Below are 25393 nucleotides of genomic sequence, written 5' to 3' on the forward strand. Positions count from 1 at the left end.
AGTCGATTATCAAATCAGCGAAATGGAAAAATCTTCTCCCCTGCAAAAAAGAATCCTTCGCCAATGGCTCGGCGATAAAGATCGTAAATCGGATTGAAACGCAAGCGGCATATGAGGGTGGCAAGGGCAAGGTTGTTTCTGCCCTTGATTTATCCCTCCGGCTTGTGGGCAAAGATCAGCGCCCTCTGGGGATTAGGGTGAAGGCGTTTTTCAACAATGCAACTATCAAAATCCATTGAAACCGGCCGCGAGTTTGAAGAAAAAGCGCCTTGAAGAAAATATGGCTTGATCCATTGGAATCCCTTGCCTCTTTCGGCTAATTTTTATAGGATGAATAGACTCTTCGAATTTATGATTTATGTATTGCGATTGATTATTTGTATTCCAAATAAATATTGAATGATTCATTCGCGAACGAAATGGGGACAATCCAACATCCGTAAGGGAGGACGCAAAATGGCAACGTTGAAAGAAAAATTGGCGGGTAAAATTCCGGCTCTGCGCGAGGAAATGAAGGACCTCGTTTCCAAACACGGAGATAAAGTCGTCTCCGAGGTAACCATCAAACAGGTCTTTGGCGGAATGAGAGGCGTGAAGAGCCTAATTTGCGACACGTCGTTGGTGGAGCCGGATAAAGGCTTGATCATTCGCGGAAGGCCAATCATAGAATTGGACGACAAATGGCCGGAAGAGATTCTTTATCTATTGATGACGGGAGAATTGCCCGATAAAGAATCGTTTGAAGAGTTGAAAAAGGAACTTTCCAGCCGCAGCGAAGTTCCAGGATACGTTTGGGACGTCCTGAAAGCCATGCCGCCGGATTCGCATCCGATGACGATGTTGGATACGGCGATTCTCGTGATGCAGCGGGAATCGCTTTACGCCGCCCGTTACGCCGACGGGATGAAGAAAGAGGAATATTGGGAGCCGACGCTGGACGATTTCTTGAATTTGATCGCTCGCTTGCCCGCCATCGCCGGATACGTCTATCGGTTGCGGTTCAACAAAGGACCCCGCATCGAGACCGATCCCAATTTGGATATGGGCGCCAATTACGTCAAAGCGCTGGGACTGGAAGATCCCAATGGGGAATTCACTCAGCTGATGCGGCTCTACCTGACGCTGCATTGCGATCATGAAGGCGGCAATGTCAGCGCGTTTACGGCGTTCGTCGTCGGTTCCGCGCTTTCGGATCCCTATTACGCCGTGTCGGCGGGATTGAACGGTCTGGCGGGACCGCTGCACGGACTAGCCAACCAGGAATGCCTGCGTTGGGTTATCATGATTAAAGACAAATTCGGCGGCGTGCCTTCGGAAGATCAAATGCGCGATTTCACGTGGGAGACGCTCAACAGTGGGCAAGTTATTCCGGGATATGGCCATGCCGTGCTGCGCGCCACCGATCCGCGCTACACCTCGTTCTTGAAGTTCGGCAAGAAGCATTGCCAGGACGATCCCATCTTCCAGATCGTCGAACGGCTATTCAACGTAGTTCCGACGGTTCTGAAGCAGATCGAAAAAATCAGCAATCCCTGGCCCAACGTCGACGCGGGTTCTGGTTCGCTGCTTTATCATTACGGTCTCATGGAATTTTCCTATTACACGGTTCTATTCGCCGTCTCCCGCACGCTGGGCTTCGCTTCGCAGCTGACGCTGGCCCGCGCGCTGGGACTGCCGATCGTGCGGCCCAAATCCGTCACCACGGAATGGCTCAAATCGCAAATCGGTTAAGGCAAATTTCTTCGTATTCTCATTGGATAAAAAGCAAAGGGCGGCGCGAGAGCCGCCCTTCGTTTTGAATAACGATAAGAAGATACTAACAACTAACTATTCTACCCTTCATTGTTTTTCTATATGAATAGAGCCAGCGTCTCGCCAGCCTTATAGTTACAAGCGGGACGCCTGTTTTACCCAATATTAACAAGTCGTACTGATGTCATTTTGGATTGGAACGCGGCTCGTCCGGCAGGAGGTTGGCGCGGGGTAACTGCTTTCCGTGCCGAAAACCGACAACGTAGACGAGTTGCCGATCGTCATCGATTGTGAACAGAATCGCATAATCGCCGTAGTCCAATTGGCGGATTTCGTAGGAACGATAGTTGTTCTCTGGCGCCAAACGGCAACGTTTGGGCAATTTTTCCAATGAATCAATTGCGTCCCACAGACCTTCCAGCCATCGTTTTGCGTTCAGTAATGCCTTTTGTTCGAACGCGATGTAGTGGACATGAGAACGGATTGCTTCATATGCTTGGTCTGTCACCTCAACGCGATGCCACAATCCCGTCATCGGTCAAGTTGAATCCCGATTTCACGGGCGATATCCTTAATTGCTTCGCGCATCGGTCGAGTGCGGCCCGCAAGGATTTCTTCCCTACTCTTATCAATCATCGCCAGGTTCGCGAGCAGTTCTTCTGCCTCGGTTAACCGGTCGTATCGTTCGGGACTCACAATATATCCATCAACCCTGCCGTGGTTAGTCACCATCACAGGCCGGCCAGTCTCTTTGGCTTGGTCGAACTTTTCTCGCAGATGGTCGCGCGCGTCGGTGAACGTGGTTACATCGCTGCTTCGCATGTGCAATTCCCTGTTTTAATTCTGTCCATGATTCTGTACATAAAATTATTGGCCGGTTCTGAAAAAAGTCAAGTTGCGTAAGGTAGGCTCAAAGCGAAGGGTAGCCATCCTTATTCTCCCCGTCTCAAAGTCTCAAAGACCCAGCGCGTTCAAATAAAGCTCGCCGGAAAAGACGATTTCCGCTCCACCTTGCAGCAGGAGTCTCCCATTGGCGGCGGTTACGGTAAGTTGTTCGCCGCCGGTAGTCGTAACGATGACGCTTTCGTCCGTCAATCCGAGAGCGCGTGAGATGAAGGCGGCGGCGCAGGCGCCAGTGCCGCAGGCGTACGTTTCCGCTTCGACTCCTCGCTCGTAGGTGCGCAATAGCAGGTGGTTTTTATCCTTGACCTGGACGAAATTGGCGTTGGCGCCTTCGGGCGCAAAAGCGTTATGATAACGCAGGGCGGGACCCATCTTTTTGATATCCACTTCACCGACTGGATCGCAATAAACCACGGCGTGGGGCACGCCCGCCGTGACGAAGTGGGCGTGGAGCGTTTTCCCTTCCGCTTCGATCTCCAAATTCAATTTCATATCGATCGCGGGCATCAATTGCACTTCCACCTGGCCGCTATCCGGAAAGACTCGGGCATGGACGGGACCGGCGTCGGTTCCCAGCGTATGCTCAGCGGGAGCGATGCCCAATTCGTAGGCCAACCGGGCGGCGCAGCGCGAGGCGTTGCCGCACATTTCGGCGCGCGAGCCGTCCGAGTTATAGAAATGCCAGCGGTAATCTACAGGCTCGCCGGCAGGCGCGTTTTCCAAAAAGAAAAGGCCGTCCGCATAGACGCCGAAGGCGCGTTGGCAGATTTTGCGCGCCCATTCCGGCATTTTCTCGACAGGCAGGGCCAATTCGCGGTTGTCGATAGCGACGAAGTCGTTGCCGCAGCCGTGCGCTTTATAAAAACGGATAGACGGGCCGAAATGGGGCGCCATAATATTTCCCTCGCGGTGAATATGGAATAAATGTATCTCGAAAAAGTTTTTTTTCAATCGTTTCTCGAAGGAGAAATAGCGGGCTTAGCCGAATGGATTTAAGCGCTTCCTGCATTCCGGTTATATTCTATTTGCAGGGAAATTCTTTCGGTTGTTCGTTCTCGCCCAATGTCATTACGAACGATTTTGCGTCGGGCGATACTCTGGCTTTGATATATTGTCCCGATTTATTAGGATTCAAATTGGCGATGAAATCGGGATCGGCATTGTCCTTGATGGGGATGTTGACATTCCAATGGATTTGATACAACGCCTTGCAATCCGGCAAGGCGCGCAAATCTTTGATGACTTGAGGACTGGCCCCTTTCCGGGGGCCGTTGCACATGACGGCGCAAGTCGGATTAATGCTTTTGAGGAAAACGGGGTTGTTGCTGAGATCCATGCCGTGATGGTTTACCATATAAAGATCGATCTCTCCTAATTTGTTCTTGGGGCAAACCAGGTCCTTTTCGACCATCCAGGTGATGTCGCCGCCGCAGAAAAATTGAAAATCACCGTAGGAAAGAAGCACGGCGAGGCTGTTGGGATTGTCGTCCTGCACAGGCGGACGATCCTGCGCCGAGGCGCATTCGGGATTGTCGGGACCGTCAACGGTGATAATTTCCTGCTTGGAGGCGACGCAGACCAGTTTCAATTGCGGACCGTTGGCGTCGTACTTCAAGGGAATAACCTCACCTGCTTTGAGTACTTTCGATTGTCCTTTGGAGGCTTTTTTATAGGCTTCTATTTGGATGGAATATTGTTGGGGATCTTCGGAGAAGTTTTCGTCGATGCCGCGATCGAGGAAATAGAGGATGGGAACCATTTCGCTGAGGGGCAGGATGGCCCCGAAATGATCCCGGTGCCAATGAGTAGTGATGCAATAATCGATCTGCGCCAATTGGGCGTGATTGACGAGCGCGTCGTAGATTCTCTTGGCGTCGCGGCGATCGTCGGTCATCCAGCCGGAATCGATCAGCATCGCTTCGCCGTCGGGCGTAGCGATCAGCGTAGCTGCTCCTCCCAAAACGTCTATGAAATAAATCTCCAGGTTGCGGCTCATGGCGGCGTTGGCTCCTAGCAAAAAGCAAATCATGAACATCCCCAAACGGCAATAAGTCATCTCCCATCTCCCTTCCTCCGAATTTTCCATTATCATACTGAGATAGCATGGGAAAGTCATGCTCTCTCTTTCGTTTCATAGATAGTCCAGCATAGGTTTTAAGACGGAAGTAGTACGTTCGGATTAAAATTGACGCATTGAATTTCCTGGAGGATGGAAAGGAGCGCCGCGCCATGCCGATGGTGGTTTTGATGTGCCGCATCGACGGTTTTTCCGGCGGCGTAGAACGGCATATTCTGCAATTGGCCAATCATTTGGATTGCCGCCGCTTCGAGCCGGTTGTGTGCGCCATCGCCAACCAAGGGGAACTCTACCGCATTGCCAATAAAGAGGGGATCGAGAAGGAATTCATCCCCATGCCCAGCCGTCTTGGCGTGGGCAGCGCGGCCCGCGTCTTGGCGGAAATCGCTCGGCGAAGAGGAGCGGGCTTGCTGCATACGTTTGGATTGCGCTCCAACGCCCTGGCCGCCCGCGCGCGGCAAAGCCTGGCTATTCCCTGGATCGTCCGTCTGCCCAATATTAATTCCACCGATTACGCCAATCCGCTGCGGGGATGGATATCCCATTGGTACAATAACCGCTTAATTCGCCGCGCGGACGCTTTGCAGGTCATCTCGCCTCAATTGCGGCAATATGTGGAAGGATGGAAACGTCCGCCGCGCCATATCTATCTTATCCGCAACGGCGTCGATCTGGACGAATTCGATCGTGAAGACGTTGCCTCCTCCATCCGTGATGACTTGCAGATTCCCTTCGACGCGCCGGTGATCGGAACGACGGGGCGGCTTGTTCCCGTAAAGGGATACGATCTTTTGATAGAGGCTTTCGCCGCCGTGCGGAAGCATTCTCCCGCCGCCCGCTTGGTCATTGTTGGGGAAGGGCCGGAGCAGGCGCGCTTGGAACGAATCGCTCGCCAGAAAGGAGTGGAAGACGCAGTGTGTATTGCCGGCTATACTCCCGATGTAAAACCCTATCTCGCCGCCTTCGATCTTTTCGTCTGCTCTTCCCATTCGGAGGGCGTGCCGAATTCCGTCTTGGAAGCGATGGCGATAGGTTTGCCGGTAATTGCAACGAAAGTAGGCGGGATGGAAAGCATCATCGAAGACAGACGGGAGGGAACGCTGATCCCGCCGGGAGAGGTGGGAGCGCTGGCGAACGCTTTGCACGTTTGGTTGCATCGCCGGGAGGAGTACATACGCATGGGGGAGTTGGCTCGAGCGCGGATTCGCCGGGAATTTTCGCTGGAACAAATGGTGAATGCGGTGGAGACTATGTACGATGAGGCCGTCGCCCGCTTCGCCGCCGATCAACGGTCTTCTTGAAGAAGGAAAAGACATCGTTATGAATGATACGCCGAAAGATTCGTCTTCCACCGAACGCTCTCTGGGATTTTCTATTATCATTCCCGTTTATAATGGCGAAAAAACATTGCCCGACACGCTGCGCAGCGTATCCAGCCTTGAGGGCGGCCCCTTTGAAATCGTCGTCGTCGACGACGGCTCCACGGATCGCACGCCGGATATCGCCCGCGAATATAACGCCGTAGTGGTAAGAATGGATCAGAACCAGGGACCGGCGGCGGCCCGCAACATGGGCGCGCGCTTCGCTTCCCATGACATCCTGGTTTTTACCGACAGCGATGTGCTGCTTCCCAAACGCCTGTTGGGGATAGTGGCCGGACATTTCAATAAGACCGCCGCCGACGCCGTGCAGGGCGTTTTTTCCGAAGTTTGCCCCTTCGCCAATTATTTTTCGCAATACAAAAATCTCTATAACCGCTTCGTCTTGACGAATCTTCCTGACTGGATCGATACGACGTTCACATCCATCACCGCCGTTCGCCGCGCCGCCTTCCTCGACAGCGGCGGGTTCGACGAAGGCATCCGCGGCGCTTCCGTTGAAGACCGCACGCTAGGGCGCAACCTGCGTAAAACAGGATGCCGCATCCGCCTGGATCGCTCCATCGAAGTGATCCATAACAAAAAACTGACATGCTCCGGTTTTATTCGCAATCAATTCCGCCGTTCCCGCGACCTCGCTAAACTAATGCTGCGCAACCGCTCCGAACCGCCGCTTCCGCCGTTGGAGCAGGACGCGGCGCCGGAAGTCCGTTTCGGCACCAACAGCCTTTCCACTATGCTGCGCATCCCCGCAGCATATTTGGGAATATTGTTTTGCGGCATAGCCTTTGCCGATCCCATTTTTCTCGTCGCCGCCGCTTTTTGGGCGCTGCTATTCCTGCATCTAATCGCGCCGTTGGAATGGCGTCTGTTGCGGCGGCGCGGCTTGTTTTTTGCTCTCAAGGGAATCCCCGTCAATTTTCTCGACGCCGTCGCAAGCGGTTTGGGGATTGCGGCGGGATTGTTTGATTTCTTCTTTTTAGGGAAAAAATTTTAACAGACGCGGACTTGGTTGTCTTAAAATTTATGGCGTTTGGCGCCGATATAACCTATTGACCGCGATGAAGGGATGTGAAAAACTTGTTTTCGCGAGAAAATATCGCATCGCGAATGGATCGGGGGAAGGAAAACGAAACAATTCTTATTCTCATGCGTATTAATACTAAGGTTAATCATTCAATGGGATAGGCGGCATAAAGTCTGAGTTTTTTTATCCTGCAAATCCTGGAAATCTTGGCCATCCTGATTCTGACAAAGAGTTGAATAATAACGGCTCAATCCTCAAACGCTGCAAGGAATCGTTTAAGATAAAATCATTTCTGAATGAAAAGAAAGGTAAACCCATGGCAGAACAGAATCTTACTCCTACCCAAGCCGCGGAAGAACAACCGGAAGAGATTCGGGATGACAAAATCCTCGTCCGCATGTGGCCCAAGACCCCCGTCCTTTACCCGATGGCCCTGCTGGCATTGATTTTTTGCCTGATCGGAACCTTCGCCGGTTCGAATCCGCATCTGCGGAATCTGAAGAAGAATATCGAAGCCGCTCCCGCCGCGCAGCAGGCGGAACAGGGAGAGACGGCGGCGACTGCCGCTCCCGCCGATATCGACTACAAGGAGGAAGTCGCCAAAGTATTTTCCGCCCGCTGGGTGGATAAGGCGATGGGCGTGATTTTCCTCATCGTATTGGCTTTTTCCTTATTTACGCTCTGCGTCGACCTGGAAATTCGTTGGGCGCTCTTTACCTTTACCGCCTGCATCGTCGTAGGATTGCTCTTTTATATCATAAACGAACGATGGGCTTTTCTGCCCGATTTTGTCCGTCATATCGCTTCCCTGACTCCGATCGCCACCCCGCAATTCTATTTCGTTATTTTCGTGATATGGGTGATTTTGATGATTATCTCCTTGGGCATCGTTCGTTTCCATTACGTGAGGATCGAATCCAACGAAGTGATCGTCGTAGGCGGACTGTTGGAACGTCAGCAGCGTTTTCCCACGATTCGCATGCAATACATCAAAGACATTCAGGACGTATTCGAGTATTATCTGCCTTTCGTGCGATCCGGACGTTTAGTTCTCACTTTTCCCGAACAACACGAATCCATCGTGATCGACAACGTCCTCAACATCGAAAAGGTGATTGAGAAATTGGATAAAATTTCCAGTACGCTTCAAGTATCCGATTCGCATAATTGAACGAACGGGGGGCGGCAAGGGCAAGGTTTTTTTGCCCTTGAGTAAATCCTTCGATTTGTGGATAAGATCGGACCAAGATCGGGGCGCTTCTTACAGCGCCCCGGTTTCTATGATAAGGCTGATTTTTTATCGAAATCGAAAACAATAGATAATCCGGATTCCAACAAGAATTTTTTCCATAGGCGGGGTGTTCAAAGTCCATTCGGCGATGGTCTCTTCCGTGATGCCGTGGTGGCAATTGCCGGGGCAATCCCAATTTAAGGGGAAACTGAGGATGGCCATTTTGGCGATGCGCTGAACTTCTTGAAAGGCTTCCTTCTGCTTGCCTCGCAGGTGTTCCCAAACTTGCAGCGCGATAAACAAGTCGTAGCGATCGTCGGAGATGGGCCAAGGCGTTTCGGCGGCGTTATGGCAATAAGTCAAGTTGGGCAGCGCATCCACAACATCCATCGCGTCCGCGCCTTCGACGATGGTTCTCTTATACGGTCCCAATTCCAATACGGTTTTAATGGGTAAATGATGAATAATCTCGATGACCTTTTGGAAATAATCCCAACGGTCGGCTTCGTAATAAGCATCTTTTTCGCTCAAGGCTTTGAATTGGGAGTATGTCAGCGTTCGGACGTTGGAAACGCCGAGAAAATGGATGTCGTAGATTAAATCTTGCCCCGCCAGCGGGTGATTTCCATCCATCGTGACAGAGTCGTCCGAAACTTGAGTAATGCGGGCGTTGACGGCGCGGCCGTCCTGAGTCTGGACTTGCAACTCCTGCCCCACGGCGGGGCGCATATCGCGGGGCAGTTGGCTGCGGTTTACGATCATTACCCATCCCGGACGGTAGGGGCCATAGGCTTTCGCCGCCGGAATGACGAGGTTTTTTTTCTCCCCCGGCTTCATTTCCAGAACGGCTTGTTCGAAGGCGGGCGAGGTTTGCTTCTCCCCGATAGTCAAAAGCAAAGGACGGCCGCCTTGCGTCGATTCGAAGACGGTTCCATCTTTTAACCGTCCCCGGTAATGGATTTTCGCCGTGTCTCCAGGTTGTATCTTCGCTGTTACTTTGTTCGGCTCTTCCATAATTTATTAAGGTCTTTCCAGCCGATCAGCCGAACGCCCTGCGATTCGATGTATTGCTTCATGCCAGGATTCGTAAAAATTTTGAAATCGGCGTTGCGCTGTTTGTGAGAGCCTGTTATCGCCTGCAATTCGTCCGATTCCTTGGACGGATGGATGATGAGTTCCGAAACGCCTGGCTTCAGATCGGCGATCAAGTTCCGGTAAAAATTCTCCGCTTCTTCCACGGGCGTATTTTTGATGGAGTAAAGAGCGTCCAGCAGCGGGACGCCTTGTTTTTGCAGCGTATCCGATATCTGAACCAATCCATCGCGAAGGTTATTCGCCTGTTCCAAAATCTGAGGCGTGGGATTGAAGAGCATGAAGGGAATATCGTATTCCTCGGCAACTTTCATGGCCGCCTGGATATATTCTATCTTAGCGTAGACGGTTCCCATATGCGAATCGAAATGGGTGGGCTTGATTCCAAAGGCGATGGCTTGGTCCAGCTGGGCGCGGATTTCCGCCTCAATCTCGGCGGCGCTGGCGGATTGAACCACCGATTCCACGTCCCGGAAAAGAAAGCCTTGCGGATCGAGCAGTCCTTTGACGAGCGCGCGCTCCGCTAAGGGTCCCCAGCGGTAGAACTTCCACTCGGAAGTATGCGTCAAATGAATGCCGAGATCGGCGTCCGGATGCTCCTTAGCGTAGGCGGCGATTTCGGGAAACCAAGGGCAGGGAACCATAACGCTGCCGCAAGTGATGATTTTCGTCTCCTGCGATTCTATAAAAGCGGCGTTGGCCGCATGGCACATGCCGATATCGTCGGCGTGCACGATCAACAACTTGGCGTCGGCGGGAAATCCCAATCTCTCCGCCACGGTTTGGGCTTGGACGTTAGTGATGGACATAAGGCTCAGAACGATTCCGATCCAAAGGATGATTTGCCGCAAATTCATTATGGTCTTGTCCTTTCATGAAATAAATATTAATTCATTTCCATATCGAACTGCTTGAAAAGAAAAGCGTAGATATCGCTTTGCTCTTCGATGACTTTCGCCGTGGGTTTTCCTGCGCCATGCCCTGCTTTCGTATCGACGCGCAACAAAATCGGATTGACGCCGATGGCGTTGGCTTGCAGCGTAGCGGCGAATTTTTTGGAATGCGCGGGGGCGACGCGGTCGTCAGTGTCGGCGCAGGTGATAAGAAGTGGAGGATATTCCACACAGGTTTTGACGTTATGCAGCGGGGAATATTTGAAGAGATAGCGGAATTGTTCCGCAGACTTTTCCGCGTCGCCGTATTCGCCCGTCCAAAACTGGCCAACGGTGAATTTCTGAAATCGCAGCATATCCGTTACCGGAACCTGGCAGACAACGGCGCCGAACAAGTCGGAACGCTGCAATAGGCAGGCGGCGACTAGCAAGCCGCCGTTGCTTCCACCGTTGATGGCCAGCTTGGCGGGATTCGTATATTTGTTTTCTACTAGCCATTCGCCCGCCGCAATGAAATCGTCGAAGACGTTCTGTTTCTTCTCGAACATGCCCGCCTGATGCCATTCCCGCCCATATTCACCGCCGCCGCGCAGAACCGCCACGGCGTAAATGCCTCCCTGTTCCAGCCAAATCAGGCGGGAGAGCGAGAAACCAGGCGTCATGCTGATGTCGAATCCGCCATAGCCGTACAATAAAGTCGGATTGCCGCCGTCCAACGTCAATCCTTTTTTATGGGTAATAAAAAGAGGGATGCGGGTTCCATCTTTCGAATGATAGAAAACCTGTTTGGTTTCGTAATTGGAAAAATCGAATTGAACTTCCGGCTGGCGAAAAACGGATAATTCGTTTTGATCGATCAAATATCGGTAAATCGTCGTGGGATAGAGAAAGGAAGTGAAAGCGAAGAACATTTCAGGATCGTCTTCCTTGCCAGAGATGCCGCCCAGCGATCCTACCGCAGGCATTTCGATTTCGCGGAGGAATTTTCCTTCCAACGTATACATTTTCAAAACGTCATGCGCGTCTTTCAAGAAATTGACGGCGAGTTGATGGTTGACGATGGCAGCGCTGGACAGGATGTCTTCCTGCTGAGGCAGAATCTCTTTCCAACTTTCTTTTTCCGGATGATGGATATCGATGGCGACGATGCGGCTGCGCGGGGCGTCTTTATCTGTGAGAATGTAGAATACCGGCCCCGCATTTCCGACAAAATCGTACTGGGCGTCGCCTTCGTCCAATAAAAGTTGGAAAGGCGCGCCGCTTTCCACTTCGCGGCAGTAGATGCGGTTGGAAGCGTAATCGGAATAATGGACGTAGAGAATCAGATATTTTCCGTCCTCGGTGAGGAAGGGAGAGAATGTGAAATCCTTCTTGTCCGGGCGTTCGTAAACGAGAACGTCGCCGGATTGCGGCGTACCCAATTTATGCCAAAAAACTTTATTGTAGAAATTCTGCGCCTCCAGCGGCTTATCGCCGGGTTCGGGAAAGCGGTTATAGAAAAAGCCCGAATTGTCATGCTTCCAGGCGATCCCTGCGAACTTGCACCATTGGATCGCGTCAGCGAAATCCTCGCCGGTCTCCACATTACGGATTTTGATCTCCTGCCAATCGCTGCCGTGGCGAGATATGCCGTATGCCAGGTATTTTCCATCATTAGTAAAGGCTTGATTCGTCAAAGCGGCAGTCCCATCTTCGCTCAACTTGTTGGGATCGAGAAGAACTTGCGGATCGCTATCCAAACTTTTTTGCCAATAGAGCACAGATTGATTTTGTAAGCCGTCGTTTTTGCTGAAGAAATACCGCCCGCCTTCTTTCGTAGGAACGCCGTATTTGGGGAAATCCCACATAGTTGTCAATCGTTTTTCGATCTCGGGTCGCGATGGGATTTTTTCAAGATAAGATTGCGTGATTTGATTCTCCGCCTCCACCCAGGCTTGAGTATCCGGCGCGGCGGGGTTTTCCATCCAGCGGTAGGGATCGGAGACCTTGGTTCCGAAGAAATCGTCGATGACGGCCTCTCTTCGTGCGCTGGGATAGTTGATGGCTTCCTGTTTCTCCATGCCAATAGACTCCATGACCAACGCGAGGAGAAGAATCAACGCCAACGCCCCCCTGTCAATTTTCATAATAAAATAATTCGATTTTATTCGCCGATCTTTGGACAATGTTTTCCTCCTGACTATGCGTTTGTTTAATTTTAGGGTTCAAGTATGCTTATTGTATTGAATCGATCTCATGGGTATAGAGGAGGGAATTATGGGCCGAGGAGATTTGACGGGAAAGAAAGCTGTAGTAACAGGCGCAAGCCGGGGCATCGGCCGCTTTATCGCCAAAGGCTTGCATGAGGCGGGGGCTGCGGTGGCCATCACGGGAAGAAATATGGAGACGCTGCGTTTAGCGGCGAAGGCCATCGGCGAGCGCTGCCAGCCTTACGTTTGCGATCAGCGCGATCCCAAAGCCATCGAAGCCATGGCGCAAGCGGTATTCGACGGCATGGGAACGCCCGATATTCTGGTGAATAACGCAGGCATATATCGGGGCGCGCCGGTTTTGAATATGACATTGCAGATGTGGAATGAAGTCATCGAGACGAACCTCACCGGAGTCTTTCTAACCACGCGCGCCTTTTTGCCCGCCATGCTGCCCAAGGAGAGGGCGGATATTTTTATGATTAGTTCCATGAGCGGCAAAAAGGGCGATCCCGGCGCCTCTGCCTACTCCGCCAGCAAATTCGGCTTGCAGGGATTTTCGCAATCGCTGATGTACGAAGTGCGCAAGCATAATATCCGCGTGATGGTGCTGAATCCCAGCAGCGTGGATGTGGAAGAAGACGCGGGGAAGAAATACGGGCCGGGGCTGCATCTGCACGCCGCCGACATCGCCGATACTATCGTTCATCTCGCCTGCCTGCCCGGACGCACCATGATTCGTGATATGGATATTTACGGAACCAATCCATGATGCTAAAAACAGTGACAAGTGACAAATGACAAGTGATTAGTAAAAGAAATTCAGCGACTTATGAAATACAATCCACTCACCTTTTGGGTGATAAGGATGCTATTACGCATCATTATTTAAAAACAAGGATTAATAATCTCAAATCCATTGCCAACTGCCGTTTTTAGGATGAAAGATGGGAAAGAGAAACAGGCGAGACAAACAGGCGAAACGCCTGTTTTACCCTATTATTGAGAGAGGGGGGAAATAGGCGCGAAAAAAGGGTGAGAGATAAAATAGGATGTTGCGGGGGATAACCTCAAAAAGATAATCCCCTCGGAATTGAAAAAGCGATTTTTTAAAATTGGCAAACCGGGGCGGCAAGGCTCCGACATCTTACCTTTTTCTTTACTCTTTCTTGTCCGAGATGCAAGAGAAAAGATCGAGGATAGGAAAGATAAAATTTGCTTGCCGCCCTGCGGTTTGTTGCTACTTGTTTCTCAGTTTTCCGTTTTCGCCAAGGGGCTTCATGCCCTAAAGGCAAGCCGGTTCCCAGGCAATCGCTTCGCCATGCCAATCCCGATCTAGCGAAACGACTGTGAGTTCCACCCCCGCTACTCATTCACCGATGCTCATCCTAAAGGTTGAGCAAGGTTATCGACGATGCCATCCTCTTCTACTTCGCTATTTAGCGGCGAGTACGGCGGGGACTGCTCGGCGCGCGCCGTGAGAAGGTCCCTCTGTTATTAAGGGGAAGGCCGCAAATTTGGGACATTGAGACTGTGGGACTGTGGGACTGTGAGGGGTGGTGGGCTTTTATCTCACCCTGCGCGGCTATGATTTGGGATATGGACATTGATGGAACGAATCCCCAAAATAGAGCCTCGTCCGCCCAAAAATACTTGCCATTTATGGAAATGAGAGTATTATATTACTTTATGCGGATACATTGATATATTAAAATAAGTAAGGAAAATTCATGAAACATTCCGTACGTTTCGAAGAATTTTTGCAAGAAAGAATCGCCGTCTTCGACGGAGCGATGGGCACCTCGATCCAAAAATTAAACCTGTCTCCTGGCGATTTCGGAGGAACGCAATTTGAAGGCTGCAACGAGCATCTGGCTCTGACGCGCCCGGACGTCATCGGCGGCATCCACCGCCGCTTTTTGGACGCAGGAGCCGACGTAATCGAAACCAATACCTTCGGCAGTACGCCGCTGGTGCTGGCGGAATACGGCCTGCATGGCCGGGCGTTGGAAGTTACGCAAGCGGCGGCGGATATCGCCCGCCAGGCGGCAGACGAATACTCTACGGCCAACCATCCCCGTTTCGTAGCGGGATCGATGGGACCGACGACGAAGTGCATCAGCGTTACCGGCGGCGTTACTTTTGCGGAGTTGATCGATAACTTTCATCTCCAAGCCAAAGGATTGATCTTAGGCGGCGTGGATTTGCTGCTCCTGGAAACTTGCCAAGATACGCGCAACATCAAGGCAGGGATTATCGGAATCAATAAAGCGCTGGAAGAATTGAACGCCGATCTGCCTATCATGGTCAGCGGAACCATCGAACCGATGGGAACCATGCTGGCGGGACAGGGCGTCGAGGCGCTCTATGCATCGATGGAACATGCGCGCCTGTTGGCGATCGGCTTGAACTGCGCCACCGGCCCGCGCTTCATGACCGATCATATCCGTTCGCTGGCGGGCATGGCGCAATGCGCCGTCAGCTGCATTCCCAACGCCGGACTTCCCGACGAGGAAGGGCGCTACAACGAAACGCCATCCACCCTCGTTTCCGTATTGCAGCATTTCGTCAATGAAGGTTGGGTGAATATCCTCGGCGGCTGCTGCGGAACCGCGCCGGAGCATATCGCCGCCATTGCCCAAATGGCGCAAGGCAAACAACCGCGCCAAGCCAGCCCGGCGACGCGTTGGCATGTTTCCGGCATCGATTATTTCGAATTCGATGCGGACAATCGTCCCGCTATCGTGGGCGAGCGCACCAATGTCATCGGCAGCCGTATGTTCAAGCGCCTGATCGCGGAAGGAAAGTTCGAAGAAGCGTCGGAAATCGGGCGCAAACAGTCGCGCAGCGGGGCGCAGATTTTAGATGTATGCCTGGCCGATCCCGACCGCGACGAAACGGAAGATTTACGGAATTTTCTCGACCGGCTCGTCAAAAAAGTCAAATCGCCGCTGATGATCGATTCCACCGACGCGGAGGCCATCGAAACGGCGCTGCAATATTGCCAGGGCAAAAGCATAATCAATTCCATCAACCTGGAAGACGGCGAAGAACGCTTCAAAAAAGTCGTCCCCATCGCCAAGAGATATGGGGCGGCGTTGATCGTAGGCTGCATTGACGAAGACCCGCAACAGGGAATGGCGGTAACGGCGGAACGGAAACTGGCGATCGCCAAGCGCTCCTACGATCTGCTCGTGAATCAATACGGCGTCAGGCCGCAGGATATCATTTTCGATCCGCTGGTGTTCCCCTGCGCGACGGGTGACAAGAATTACATCGGTTCCGCCGAGCAGACGATTTTAGGCGTCAAAGCCATTAAGAAAGATCTGCCGAATGCGCTGACTATCCTTGGCGTTAGCAACGTTTCCTTCGGATTGCCGCCGGCGGGACGCGAAATTCTCAACGCCGTCTTTCTCTATCATTGCACCAAAGCGGGCTTGGACCTCGCCATTGTCAATTCGGAAAAATTGGAGCGTTACGCCAACATATCCGCCGAAGAACGCAAGATGGCGGAAGATTTGCTTTTCAACCGGGGAGACGATCCCGCTTCCGTATTCGCCGCTTTTTATAAAGATAAAAAAACGAAAGTGGCGGCGCCGAAGGAAAACCGCACTTTGGAAGAACGCCTGGCCGCCGCCATCGTCGAGGCGAACAAGGAAGGCTTGGCGGACGATCTCGACGAAGCGATGCAAAAATACTCGCCTCTGCAAATCATCAACGGCCCGCTCATGGCGGGAATGGACGAAGTGGGGCGGCAATTCGGCGCCAATGAATTGATCGTGGCCGAAGTGCTGCAAAGCGCCGAGGTCATGAAAGCCGCCGTAGCGCATTTGGAGCCGTTCATGCAAAAGTCGGACGCCCAGTTGAAAGGAACCATCGTTCTGGCCACGGTGAAGGGCGACGTTCACGATATCGGCAAGAATCTCGTGGATATCATCCTCTCCAACAATGGCTTCAAGGTCGTCAATCTGGGCATCAAAATTCCGCCGGAAGAACTGATTAAAGCCTGCCGCGAGCATCAACCCGATATCGTCGGCCTCAGCGGACTCTTGGTGAAATCGGCGCAGCAGATGTCAGTAACGGCGCAGGACCTGCGGGATGCAGGCGTTGACATTCCGCTATTAGTAGGCGGCGCGGCGCTCACCAACCGCTTCACGCGCACCAAGATCGCGCCGCAATACGGCGGACTGGCCGCCTATGCCAGCGATGCCATGAGCGGCTTGGCGTTGGCGAATAAGATTATTGACGAAGAGAAATGCGCCGAGTTGATGACTAATCTACAAGCCGAAGACGAAAAACTGGCGGCGACCGCTCAGATCAAAGAATCTCGGGCGGAAAAAGAATCCAGCGGAAAAACCATTGCCATCCGCCGCGATATCGATATCCCCGCGCCGCCCGATTTCAAATTGCATATATTGAAGGATATCGCTTTAGATGAGATTTTCCCTTATATCAACCAACAAATGCTTTTAGGCAAACATCTAGGCTTGCGCGGGCCAGTGGATCGGATGTTGGCGGATGGCGACGAAAAAGCATTAGAATTGCAGCGAACCGTCCGCGCCATGCAGGATGAAATAATCGAAAAACATATCCTCCAATCCCGCGCTGTTTTTCGATTTTTCCCCGTCCGCAGCGAGGGCGACGCGATTCTTATCCTCGATTCCAACCGTTCCAGCGTCATCGAGCGTTTCGATTTTCCTCGCCAAACAAATGGTGCGCGTCTCTGTTTAAGCGACTTTGTCTCGCCGAATGGAGAAGATTGCGCAGCGCTCTTCGCCGTTTCCTGCGGCGGCCAGGAAGTCAAGGAATGGTCGGAGCATTACAAGAAAAACGGCGATTTTCTAAAATGCCACATGCTGCAATCCATCGCCATCGAAAGTGCGGAAGCGTTGGCGGAATGGCTGCACGAGCAAATCCGCCGCATGTGGGGCTTCCCCGATTCGCCGGACTTAAATCTGCGCGATCGCTTCCACGCGAAATACCGCGGCCTTCGCGTAAGTTTCGGCTATCCGGCCTGCCCGCGCATGGAAGATCAAGCGCTGCTATTTTCTCTGCTGGATGTGGAGAAGAACATTGGCGTACGCTTAACGGATGGCTATATGATGGAGCCGGAATCTTCGGTTTCGGCGTTAGTCTTCCATCATCCCGACGCGCGTTACTTCACGATTTCCGAAAAAGATATGCAAGCGTTCGAAGAGAGACAAGGGGACTGGGCGACAGGGAGACTGGGCGACAGGGGGACTAGGGGATTTGGGGACAAGTCTCAAAGTCTCAAAGATGCGTCAAGAAGAGAAATACTGTCATGAAGGAATGGCTATCCGTATTTTCGCTATGTCTAATCGCTCTTATTTTCCCGCCGCTTCTTCGCTGCGAAACGGTCCAAATTGCGCTGCTGCATACCAATGATTTTCATAGTAATTTCTTGCGCGCCGACGCCGTTGTAGCGACTGTCGAATCGCTGCGAAAGCAATACCCCCATTCCCTATTATTCGACGCGGGAGACATGTTCGAAAGTAAAAATCCCAAAGCGCTTTTATCGCGGGGCGAGGCCATAGTGGAGTTCATGAACCGGGCGGGCTATGACGGCATGACGCTGGGCGATAACGCCTTCGACGGATTTGCTTTGGAGGATATCCAGCGCTGTATGAAGCGCTTTCGTTTTCCCGTTCTTTCCGCAAATTTAATTATCGCCGAATCGAACGAGCCGCTGGCGCTGCCGTATTGGATTTTCTCTTGCGGTAAGGCGTCGGTGGGCGTTATTGGCGTATACGATGAAGAAAATCTTTCCCCAGCGGGAATCGCCGTCGCCAAGGCAAAACCGGTGGTTCATTATTATGTCGAGAAATTGAAGGATAAAGTGGATTGCCTCGTCGTCCTTAGTCATGAAGGACTCGATAAAGACCGCAAAATGGCCGATAGCGAAAAAGGCATCGACGTTATCATCGGCGGCTCGTCGAACGCGGAATTGTTTACGCCGGAAGTCGTAGGAGAATCCTTAATCGTTCAGGCGGGCAGTTTAGGGAAATACGTCGGTGTCTTAATTCTGCATGTAGATTTGGATAAGAATAAAATTCGAACGTGGAAAGGATGGCTGCAACCGACGGCGAATGAATGAGGTCATACGCTTTTGATATAGACGCTTTATAAATTCCTCTCCCAAGATGGCTGATCTTTACCCACAATTAGGAGGTATTTTATCAAGGGCAAAAACAACCTTGCCCGGGCGCCCTATTATTCAAGGAAAGAAGGAATGTTTTATTTTTTCGTCTTTGAATCGCGAAAACACGAAAGGGCGCGAATTCCACGAATTATTTGAATCGCGGATTTACGGATTCATTGGCTTTCACGGAAAAAATCTATCCTTTCGATATTCACTGCGCCCTTCATCAAGACTTTATCATTTTTTTTGCGTCAACACGATTCTATCCAAGAATCGCCATCCCAAAACATCCTTATGTCCTTTCAGCCAAGTCTCCCATCTTTCGTTTCAATGTACGCAGCGTTGGTTACTTTCCTGTTGTCCCCTAAATCCTATAAACTAACCCGAAGTTCCCCCCCCTCAAAAGTCATAAGTATATAATACTTTAGAGCGTTTCAAGATTGGGTAAATACTATTCTCTGGTTGTTTGACTGAATCAGACAAGCGGTAGTAAAGTCAACCCCGTTTCGAGCATTTTTACAAGTTTTTTAGCTCATATTAGGATGGCCGTGGATTTTCAGGATAAAAAAATCCTGGTCATCCTTTAAACCTGGATATCCAGATTCAGACAATGTCATCGCGCATAAAAAGGCATTGGCATATGGTCTACTTTGATTACTCTTCTTATCTATGCAATCCTGAAATGCGCTAGGCTTTGAGACAATCTACTACGACTGCCGTTATTGAAATCATCCCGTCTTGCAAAAGGACGAGAAAGAAGAAGGCGATCAAGAGCAAGAACATGTTAAGAGGAAGAGGAGACATCGGCGATATTTTTCGGCGATTCGCTTCCATTCTCGGAGGATGAAACACCAGACGCCGCCGCTGCCTTTTTGATTCTTTTCCCTTTCGTTTCGAACACTTTTTTATAAACAACCGCCAGTAAAAATTCGATATGATGATTGGGCCGTTTGAGAACTTTTTTTCGAAACTTTTCGAACTCGATTTCCTTTTTCAGTATTTTAGAAGGGTACGCATATCTGAATTTGATCAATTTCGAGCGTACAAGATGGACTTCTTCGCGGCTCAAATCGAATCTTGCAAAGAGTTCTTCCAACTCCTCCCAATCCGAAACTTGTTTACGCCTAAGCACATATTCTCTAAACAAGTATTGGGCGATATAGACAAAAATGACAGCAACGACAAGGATGATGACGGGAAGCAGCCAATTGCCAAAGGACTGCGTTGGCGTCAAAGACCTATCGTCTTTCTCCGCCATTAGGATAATAATCGAGATCCAATTCATCTTTCTACCAACCATTATTGGCGAAATCGCCGGATGCCCCCAACCCCAGGCCGAACCGAATTCTTAATAATTGTTGGCGAATCCGATCTTTCCTCGAGTTATTAGACTTTCGTCCATAACTCCCGATTTTTTATTCTGTTCAACGCTGTTTTCAAAGATCGATATTACATATTCAATCATTTATTATAACGCAATTTTTATATGGTATAAAGATATTTTTTTTAAAAATTCCGAACCTTTTTACGCATCCCTTCAAATGGCGATCGTTATACAAGATGCAAACTTTTCGCCAATTGTTTGGCTTCGAGGATTTCCGAATAGCGCATAGGCCGGTCGATCTCGGCGCATTCGCTGGATTTCCAGCAAGGATGGTATTGCCCCATGACGTTGATATGCGTGCAGGGCGATATCTCCTCGATTAAAAAGCGAAAAACGTCCTTCGTGCCTGCGAAACCGTTCGGCAATACCAAATGCCGCACTAGAAGGCCGCGCTTGGCGATTCCGTTCTCGTCCATTATCAAATCTCCAACCTGGCGATGCATTTCCTTAATGGCCCGCCGGGCGATTTCGGGGTAATCTTTGGCGCCCGACAAGCGTTCCGCCGCTTCGGATTCCCAATACTTGAAGTCGGGCATGTAGATATCCACAACGCCATCCAGCAATTGCAACTCCGCCAGGGAATCGTAGCCGCCGGAATTGTAAACGATGGGCAAACGGAAACCTTTCTTCGCCGCTAGCGCCAAAGCGTCCAAAATTTGCGGGATAATATGGGAAGGCGTAACCAGATTGAGATTATGGCATCCGGCCTGTTGCAAACCCAGCATGAGCCGGGCGATAAGACTGTAATCCATTTCCTCCCCTTCCCCGCCTTGGCTGATGGAATAATTTTGGCAAAAAATGCAACCCAAATTGCAGCCGGAAAAAAAGATCGTTCCAGAACCAGCGATTCCGCTGATGCATCTTTCCTCGCCGAAGTGAGGAAAAGCGGAAGAAACTACAGCATTCGCGCCTATACGGCAAAAACCTATCTGGCCGTGAACGCGATCCACGCCGCAGGCTCGAGGACAGAGAGAACAGGCTTCCAATAGTTTCCATGCTTCCCGCGCTCGTTCTTTCAGAAAATCCGCATCCAGCGGCTTATCCATCCTAGCAACTCTTTCCATATATATCATTCGCCAATTCGCTCAAGCATGGATAGCCAATCCTTGTCATTGGAAACGTTCCATCGCTCCAAATCCTCCAACGTATCCACGTCATACCATTTGGGCAGCAATTCGAAACTAGCGCCGATCTCCACGGCTTTTCGCCGGGTAACGTTCAAGACCTCGTTCGTCGACCAGGGGACTCCTTCGAAGAGTTCCGGCAGAAAACGGGACAATCCGATTAAGTAATAACCCCCATCTTCCGTCGGACCGATTACAGCATCCTTGGTCAGGAGAATATCGCAGGCTTGTTCGATATACTCCAACGGCAAATCGGGACTGTCGGATCCTATAGCGATGACGCGGCGCCGCTGCGGCAGCCAATAGGCAAAGCCGCGTTGCAAGCGTTCGCCCAAATCGCCGGGCGGCTGGGCTAGATAACGAAAATTTTCTCCCAACCATGCGCGCAGGCGTTCCTCCTCTTCGGGGGGATCGAAATAAACCGTAAAATCCACTCCAGGAATCCGCGAGAAGCGTTGGACGCAGGTTTGGGCGATTTCCCGATAAAATCTCGCCGCTCGATCGTATCCAATTTGTTTTCCCAGCCGGGTTTTTACTTTGCCTTCTTGCGGATATTTTACGAATAGGAAAAGGCTGGCGCGATCCATAATCATGACGAAAGATTTCGTTCTATCCTATCTTTCCCGTTTCATCGGCGCTAAAAACTTCTTATTAAGAGAAGGATTCGTCTCTCTTCTTTTAACGGCGTTCCTTCTCGTCGCCGCCGGAGATTCGCCCGGCGCCGAAGAACAAGCGCCCTTGGGCGCCCCCGCGCTGCTTTTCCCCGCCAATGGCTCCAAAATGCTTTTCCCGGGAACCTATACTCTTATTCCCTTCGCCTGGTCGGCGGTGAATGACGCCACGGCTTACGAGATTAATGTTATAGTTCGCATTTCCTCCAAGGAATTTCGTCCCGCTGCGCAAACCGTCACTCCGGCGACTTCCGTTTCCTTGAACTTGAATCTCACCGTGCGGGAAAGCCAGGCTCAAGTTCAATGGACGGTGCGGGCTTTGAATGAATACGGAGCAGGAATCCTAAGCGAAATGTCCGCTTTTACTTTTGGTTTGGATTCAGGAACGCCCATCCCCGATTTGACGCCCCTACCCACGCCGCCGCCCACCGCCACTCCAACACCGCCTATGCCGCCACGGCTTCTTTATCCAGAGGACGGCGCTCAAATCGACGCTCTTACCGCCTTGCAAGGCGTAACCTTTTCCTGGGAACCGGTGGTTGGCGCTTATACCTACCAATTGACCGTTTATGAAGATAATCAGCCCTTCTTTCAGCAACCATTGAAGAGTATGCAGCACAGCGTCATTATCTCTCAACCTATTCAAAAGGCATATCAATGGGACATACGTTCGATCAACAGCGCCAACACCATAGGAAAATCATCCGGACGGCGATCGTTCCGCGTCGGCGAGGGCATTTATCCTACGCCTACGCCCTATCCCGTGTCTGTGGATATCAACCATAACGGAAAATTGGATGCGGAAGACCTTTACCGTTTCGCGGCGAATTACGGCGCCAACGATCCCAAGACCGATTTCGACCATACTGGCCTTAACGATGCTAACGATCTCATTCTTTTTATCGACCTCTACCAAGCGGCGAGACGTTAGGGCAATTTAGATTATCTCAATCTATTTCAAGGGCAAAAACAACCTTGCCCTTGCCACCCGGCGACCTCTACCAAATGGAGAGACGCTAATCCTCCCCATCCGGCGACAAGCCGTTCGCTACTTGGATAAGTTGCGCTAGGATGCTCACGGCGATTTCCGCCGGAGTATGCGCTCCAATGGGCAATCCGATAGGCGCAGCGGCGCGTTCGATCTGTTGCGGCGTAAATCCTTCCTTGACCAAGTCTTCTTTAATTTTAAGGCATTTCTTGCGGCTGCCGATCATCCCTACGTATTTAGCGGGGGTTTTGAGCGCATCGCGCAACAACTGGCCGTCATGTTCGTGCCCATAGGTCATGATGACAATGTAATCCTCTGGCGTTGGTTTGAGCAATTCTATCGCCTGGCCGAAGGGAGCGCAGTGGACTTTGACGCGCGGCGAAAATAGCGCCGGATCGGCGAATTCCCGGCGATCGTCGAAAACGGCGATGGTAAAATCGAATTCCTCCGCCATTCGCGCCAGCATTCGACCGACATGCCCGGCGCCGAATATCAACAGCCTCGGCGCCGAACCGATCCGCTCCAAAAAAACGCTTGCTTCCCCGCCGCAAATCCCGACGCCGCTTCCGGGAACGTCGTCATGAAGAACGATGCGAATCAGTTTCGGCGCGCCCTCCGCCAAAACTTGCAGCGCCTCTTCAATCGCCTGCTTTTCCAAGGCGCCGCCGCCGATGGTTCCATCAATGGTACCGTTGGGATAGACAATCATGCGGGCGCCGGGCTTCCTCGGCGTTGAGCCACGGCATTCCACGATAGTAGCCAGCGCAGCGGGACGGCCTTCGCTGACGATTTCTTGGATTTTACCGAAAATGGACTCCATAACGACGCTCCTTAGCCATTCATCGTTCGCCAGCGGGAGAAGAATAGATGCGAGTTTTCACATTTACTTTAGTTTAAGGATTATTATAGTATAGACGATCTTGCATTATATTCGATTATTCTCAGAGAGGCGGAACCTTCCATGAAACATTGCTAGACTCGTCGCGGCTTCTTCGGCGAAGCCGCCGCCCTAGCTCTTTTTCCCCTATTGTCTTCCAGTGAAGAGAAAGCGGGTGTGCTCGATTTCCCGCTCGTCGATTTTTACGTCCATCTTGACGATGTAGTCACTTTGGAAAAAGCCTTGGAAATCTCCAAGGAACGCGGAGTGAAGTTCGGCATCGTGGAACACGCCGGAACTAAGGAAAACAAGTATCCCCACCTCATCAGCAATGACGAAGAGTTGAAAAGTTATATTGCGAAGTTGGAGGGTAAACCTGTCTTTAAAGGCATCCAAGCCGAGGGGTTGGATTGGCCGACTTGCTTCTTCAAAGAAACCGTCGCCCAATTGGATTACGTCCTTTCCGATACGCTCACTTTCCATGAAAAGAACGGCCAACGCGTTGAATTGTGGCGTCCGTGGGTGAAAGTAGAAGACAAACAGGACTTCATGGACCGCTATACCGATTTCAACATCCGTAACAGGTCAGCCATGTGAAGTAAGATTGTGGCGGTAAGAGAGCCGCTAGCAAGAATTTTCAAGAATAAATTATACCGACCGTTACTTCGAACCCGGTTCAGAAGTTATCCATATATGGATCAAAACCGGAAAGACGCCATCCGCCAAATCGTCGTGGAACTGCTGCGTTCGGGTCCCGCCTTGCCGGAGTCGAAGGCCAAAGAACTTTCCGTCAAACTGATGGCGGAGGGCAAGGAAGCCCTCGCCTATCTTCTGCTGGAAATCGCTCGGCATGGGAAGGAAACCAGTCCCTCCACGCCCTCGGGCATGATTCCTCCCTACCAGAAAGCATCCGCGCAAACCGGCCAGAAGAAACGAAAGAAGAAAGCGGGAGGGCAATAAGGCCATGCGGGGGCGCGCCGTTCTATGCCGGAGAAGATCGGCCGCCGGGAAGAACATCGGCTGGTTCATTGTCCCGATTGCGGCGGACCGCTCCAACAATGCAACGGCGAGAACAGTGTTCGTTCGCGTATCGTCGAGGACATTCTCGCCGACATTCGACCGGAAGTTAAGGAGCATCTCCTGCACCGTGATTACTGCCCGCGATGCAAGAAACTGGTGGAACCCAAAGTGGAGGCGGACTTTGACGAAATCCACGATTGGCAACCGCTTGGTGGTTTTGACGGCCTATTGGCATTACGCGTTGGGGATGACGGCCGCGCAAATTCTGGACAATCTCAATTACCACTTGCAGTTTGCGTTGACGTAAGGAGGTCTGATTCAGAAATGGCATCAGTTGCGAATCATCCTGCTGGTCTGGTATGAAGACCTGGCCGCCGAGATCCCGAAATCGGCGGTGTTGCGCGGAGACGAAACGGAATGGCGGCTCAACGGAGAGACGCATTGGCTGTGGTGTTTTTCCAACGGTCAGACCACTTTTTCCGTTATGGATCGCGAAAAAGCTAGCGTGAGTTTATTATAAGACTGAAGTTTCAGAATCGATAGAGAGCCGTAACCAATTGATTTATAGATGGTTACGGTTTTCTTTTTCGCCGTTTGTTATGTATACACTGAATTAATTTTGCAAA

24 protein-coding genes are annotated in these 25393 nt (G+C 51.3%); 13 read left to right on the forward strand and 11 right to left on the reverse strand.

All coding sequences use genetic code 11. The features are described 5' to 3' along the window. On the forward strand, positions 1-239 hold a 239-nt coding region (locus AB1656_07070; protein MEW6235131.1), incomplete at its 5' end, for a hypothetical protein. A 217-nt stretch (positions 240-456) separates the two neighbouring features. Then, a complete protein-coding gene (locus tag AB1656_07075) occupies positions 457-1731 on the forward strand; it encodes a citrate (Si)-synthase (GenBank protein MEW6235132.1) in 1275 nt (424 codons plus the stop codon). A 205-nt stretch (positions 1732-1936) separates the two neighbouring features. Here the strand turns inward: AB1656_07075 and AB1656_07080 are convergent, their stop codons facing one another. The 4 genes from AB1656_07080 to AB1656_07095 form a co-directional block, all read right to left on the reverse strand. Beyond that, on the reverse strand, positions 1937-2287 hold the full coding sequence (locus AB1656_07080; protein ID MEW6235133.1) for a type II toxin-antitoxin system RelE/ParE family toxin: 351 nt from the start codon (positions 2285-2287) through the stop codon (positions 1937-1939). Then, a complete protein-coding gene (locus tag AB1656_07085) occupies positions 2284-2574 on the reverse strand; it encodes a type II toxin-antitoxin system Phd/YefM family antitoxin (protein MEW6235134.1) in 291 nt (96 codons plus the stop codon). The genes AB1656_07080 and AB1656_07085 overlap by 4 nt, the downstream gene beginning before the upstream one ends. 132 nt (positions 2575-2706) lie before the next feature. After that, positions 2707-3549 (reverse strand): diaminopimelate epimerase, encoded by an 843-nt coding sequence (gene dapF / locus AB1656_07090; protein ID MEW6235135.1) that lies wholly within the window; start codon positions 3547-3549, stop codon positions 2707-2709. A 127-nt stretch (positions 3550-3676) separates the two neighbouring features. Next, entirely contained in the window at positions 3677-4711 is a 1035-nt protein-coding gene (locus tag AB1656_07095; protein ID MEW6235136.1) for an MBL fold metallo-hydrolase, read from the reverse strand. A gap of 173 nt (positions 4712-4884) precedes the next feature. On the opposite strand from AB1656_07095, the gene AB1656_07100 reads away from it, so the two are divergent. The 3 genes from AB1656_07100 to AB1656_07110 all read left to right on the forward strand — a co-directional run bounded on the left by AB1656_07100 (position 4885) and on the right by AB1656_07110 (position 8309). Then, on the forward strand, positions 4885-6033 hold the full coding sequence (locus tag AB1656_07100; protein MEW6235137.1) for a glycosyltransferase: 1149 nt from the start codon (positions 4885-4887) through the stop codon (positions 6031-6033). Next, positions 5990-7108 carry a glycosyltransferase family 2 protein gene (locus tag AB1656_07105; GenBank protein ID MEW6235138.1) on the forward strand — a complete coding sequence of 373 codons (1119 nt, stop codon included), beginning with the start codon at positions 5990-5992 and terminating at the stop codon, positions 7106-7108. The genes AB1656_07100 and AB1656_07105 overlap by 44 nt, the downstream gene beginning before the upstream one ends. 346 nt (positions 7109-7454) lie before the next feature. Further along, on the forward strand, positions 7455-8309 hold the full coding sequence (locus tag AB1656_07110) for a hypothetical protein (GenBank protein MEW6235139.1): 855 nt from the start codon (positions 7455-7457) through the stop codon (positions 8307-8309). Between the two features lie 126 nt (positions 8310-8435). On the opposite strand, the gene AB1656_07115 is transcribed toward AB1656_07110, so the two are convergent. From AB1656_07115 to AB1656_07125, 3 genes are read right to left on the reverse strand one after another with little or no spacing between them, the layout of a single operon-like run. Further along, positions 8436-9383 (reverse strand): peptidylprolyl isomerase, encoded by a 948-nt coding sequence (locus tag AB1656_07115; protein ID MEW6235140.1) that lies wholly within the window; start codon positions 9381-9383, stop codon positions 8436-8438. Then, positions 9362-10318, reverse strand: coding sequence for a polysaccharide deacetylase family protein (locus tag AB1656_07120; GenBank protein ID MEW6235141.1), 957 nt, complete (start codon positions 10316-10318; stop codon positions 9362-9364). Before AB1656_07120 ends, AB1656_07115 begins: the two co-directional genes overlap by 22 nt. Positions 10319-10347: 29 nt before the next feature. After that, positions 10348-12480 (reverse strand): prolyl oligopeptidase family serine peptidase, encoded by a 2133-nt coding sequence (locus AB1656_07125; GenBank protein ID MEW6235142.1) that lies wholly within the window; start codon positions 12478-12480, stop codon positions 10348-10350. Positions 12481-12610: 130 nt separating this feature from the next. Between AB1656_07125 and AB1656_07130 the strand changes: the two genes are divergently transcribed. The 3 genes from AB1656_07130 to AB1656_07140 all read left to right on the forward strand — a co-directional run bounded on the left by AB1656_07130 (position 12611) and on the right by AB1656_07140 (position 18658). Continuing rightward, positions 12611-13315 (forward strand): SDR family NAD(P)-dependent oxidoreductase, encoded by a 705-nt coding sequence (locus tag AB1656_07130; GenBank protein MEW6235143.1) that lies wholly within the window; start codon positions 12611-12613, stop codon positions 13313-13315. Positions 13316-14273: 958 nt separating this feature from the next. After that, positions 14274-17849, forward strand: a complete 3576-nt coding sequence (gene metH, locus AB1656_07135; GenBank protein MEW6235144.1) for a methionine synthase — start codon at positions 14274-14276, stop codon at positions 17847-17849. Then, entirely contained in the window at positions 17846-18658 is an 813-nt protein-coding gene (locus AB1656_07140; GenBank protein ID MEW6235145.1) for a metallophosphatase, read from the forward strand. Before metH ends, AB1656_07140 begins: the two co-directional genes overlap by 4 nt. A gap of 829 nt (positions 18659-19487) precedes the next feature. Here AB1656_07140 and AB1656_07145 read toward each other — a convergent pair. The 3 genes from AB1656_07145 to AB1656_07155 all read right to left on the reverse strand — a co-directional run bounded on the left by AB1656_07145 (position 19488) and on the right by AB1656_07155 (position 21804). Further along, on the reverse strand, positions 19488-19988 hold the full coding sequence (locus AB1656_07145) for a hypothetical protein (protein MEW6235146.1): 501 nt from the start codon (positions 19986-19988) through the stop codon (positions 19488-19490). Between the two features lie 266 nt (positions 19989-20254). Further along, complete coding sequence (locus AB1656_07150; protein ID MEW6235147.1) at positions 20255-21151, reverse strand: radical SAM protein; 897 nt, start codon at positions 21149-21151, stop codon at positions 20255-20257. Between the two features lie 5 nt (positions 21152-21156). Beyond that, on the reverse strand, positions 21157-21804 hold the full coding sequence (locus AB1656_07155) for a TIGR04282 family arsenosugar biosynthesis glycosyltransferase (GenBank protein ID MEW6235148.1): 648 nt from the start codon (positions 21802-21804) through the stop codon (positions 21157-21159). Between AB1656_07155 and AB1656_07160 the strand changes: the two genes are divergently transcribed. Next, positions 21803-22813, forward strand: a complete 1011-nt coding sequence (locus AB1656_07160) for a hypothetical protein (GenBank protein ID MEW6235149.1) — start codon at positions 21803-21805, stop codon at positions 22811-22813. The genes AB1656_07155 and AB1656_07160 overlap by 2 nt on opposite strands. Positions 22814-22898: 85 nt before the next feature. Here the strand turns inward: AB1656_07160 and AB1656_07165 are convergent, their stop codons facing one another. Next, on the reverse strand, positions 22899-23690 hold the full coding sequence (locus AB1656_07165) for an XdhC/CoxI family protein (protein ID MEW6235150.1): 792 nt from the start codon (positions 23688-23690) through the stop codon (positions 22899-22901). A gap of 234 nt (positions 23691-23924) precedes the next feature. Here AB1656_07165 and AB1656_07170 point away from each other — a divergent pair, with 234 nt between their 5' ends. The 4 genes from AB1656_07170 to AB1656_07185 all read left to right on the forward strand — a co-directional run bounded on the left by AB1656_07170 (position 23925) and on the right by AB1656_07185 (position 25287). Further along, positions 23925-24344, forward strand: a complete 420-nt coding sequence (locus tag AB1656_07170) for a hypothetical protein (protein MEW6235151.1) — start codon at positions 23925-23927, stop codon at positions 24342-24344. 96 nt (positions 24345-24440) lie between these two features. Beyond that, positions 24441-24707: a hypothetical protein gene (locus AB1656_07175; protein ID MEW6235152.1), complete on the forward strand. Its 267-nt coding sequence runs from the start codon at positions 24441-24443 to the stop codon at positions 24705-24707. A gap of 4 nt (positions 24708-24711) precedes the next feature. Continuing rightward, positions 24712-25074: a hypothetical protein gene (locus AB1656_07180; protein ID MEW6235153.1), complete on the forward strand. Its 363-nt coding sequence runs from the start codon at positions 24712-24714 to the stop codon at positions 25072-25074. Positions 25075-25101: 27 nt separating this feature from the next. Further along, positions 25102-25287 carry a hypothetical protein gene (locus AB1656_07185; GenBank protein MEW6235154.1) on the forward strand — a complete coding sequence of 62 codons (186 nt, stop codon included), beginning with the start codon at positions 25102-25104 and terminating at the stop codon, positions 25285-25287. The last annotated feature ends 106 nt before the right edge of the window (positions 25288-25393 follow it).

The sequence above is a fragment of the Candidatus Omnitrophota bacterium genome (assembly GCA_040755155.1).
Lineage (GTDB): Bacteria > Hinthialibacterota > Hinthialibacteria > Hinthialibacterales > Hinthialibacteraceae > JBFMBP01.

Bases quoted from the DNA above. Each gene is read 5' to 3' on its own strand.
- AB1656_07075 (MEW6235132.1), top strand. From the start codon at position 457: ATGGCAACGTTGAAAGAAAAATTGGCGGGTAAAATTCCGGCTCTGCGC.
- AB1656_07080 (MEW6235133.1), bottom strand. From the start codon at position 2,287: ATGACGGGATTGTGGCATCGCGTTGAGGTGACAGACCAAGCATATGAA.
- AB1656_07085 (MEW6235134.1), bottom strand. From the start codon at position 2,574: ATGCGAAGCAGCGATGTAACCACGTTCACCGACGCGCGCGACCATCTG.
- dapF (MEW6235135.1), bottom strand. From the start codon at position 3,549: ATGGCGCCCCATTTCGGCCCGTCTATCCGTTTTTATAAAGCGCACGGC.
- AB1656_07095 (MEW6235136.1), bottom strand. From the start codon at position 4,711: ATGACTTATTGCCGTTTGGGGATGTTCATGATTTGCTTTTTGCTAGGA.
- AB1656_07100 (MEW6235137.1), top strand. From the start codon at position 4,885: ATGCCGATGGTGGTTTTGATGTGCCGCATCGACGGTTTTTCCGGCGGC.
- AB1656_07105 (MEW6235138.1), top strand. From the start codon at position 5,990: ATGAGGCCGTCGCCCGCTTCGCCGCCGATCAACGGTCTTCTTGAAGAA.
- AB1656_07110 (MEW6235139.1), top strand. From the start codon at position 7,455: ATGGCAGAACAGAATCTTACTCCTACCCAAGCCGCGGAAGAACAACCG.
- AB1656_07115 (MEW6235140.1), bottom strand. From the start codon at position 9,383: ATGGAAGAGCCGAACAAAGTAACAGCGAAGATACAACCTGGAGACACG.
- AB1656_07120 (MEW6235141.1), bottom strand. From the start codon at position 10,318: ATGAATTTGCGGCAAATCATCCTTTGGATCGGAATCGTTCTGAGCCTT.
- AB1656_07125 (MEW6235142.1), bottom strand. From the start codon at position 12,480: ATGAAAATTGACAGGGGGGCGTTGGCGTTGATTCTTCTCCTCGCGTTG.
- AB1656_07130 (MEW6235143.1), top strand. From the start codon at position 12,611: ATGGGCCGAGGAGATTTGACGGGAAAGAAAGCTGTAGTAACAGGCGCA.
- metH (MEW6235144.1), top strand. From the start codon at position 14,274: ATGAAACATTCCGTACGTTTCGAAGAATTTTTGCAAGAAAGAATCGCC.
- AB1656_07140 (MEW6235145.1), top strand. From the start codon at position 17,846: ATGAAGGAATGGCTATCCGTATTTTCGCTATGTCTAATCGCTCTTATT.
- AB1656_07145 (MEW6235146.1), bottom strand. From the start codon at position 19,988: ATGAATTGGATCTCGATTATTATCCTAATGGCGGAGAAAGACGATAGG.
- AB1656_07150 (MEW6235147.1), bottom strand. From the start codon at position 21,151: ATGGAAAGAGTTGCTAGGATGGATAAGCCGCTGGATGCGGATTTTCTG.
- AB1656_07160 (MEW6235149.1), top strand. From the start codon at position 21,803: ATGACGAAAGATTTCGTTCTATCCTATCTTTCCCGTTTCATCGGCGCT.
- AB1656_07155 (MEW6235148.1), bottom strand. From the start codon at position 21,804: ATGATTATGGATCGCGCCAGCCTTTTCCTATTCGTAAAATATCCGCAA.
- AB1656_07165 (MEW6235150.1), bottom strand. From the start codon at position 23,690: ATGGAGTCCATTTTCGGTAAAATCCAAGAAATCGTCAGCGAAGGCCGT.
- AB1656_07175 (MEW6235152.1), top strand. From the start codon at position 24,441: ATGGATCAAAACCGGAAAGACGCCATCCGCCAAATCGTCGTGGAACTG.
- AB1656_07180 (MEW6235153.1), top strand. From the start codon at position 24,712: ATGCGGGGGCGCGCCGTTCTATGCCGGAGAAGATCGGCCGCCGGGAAG.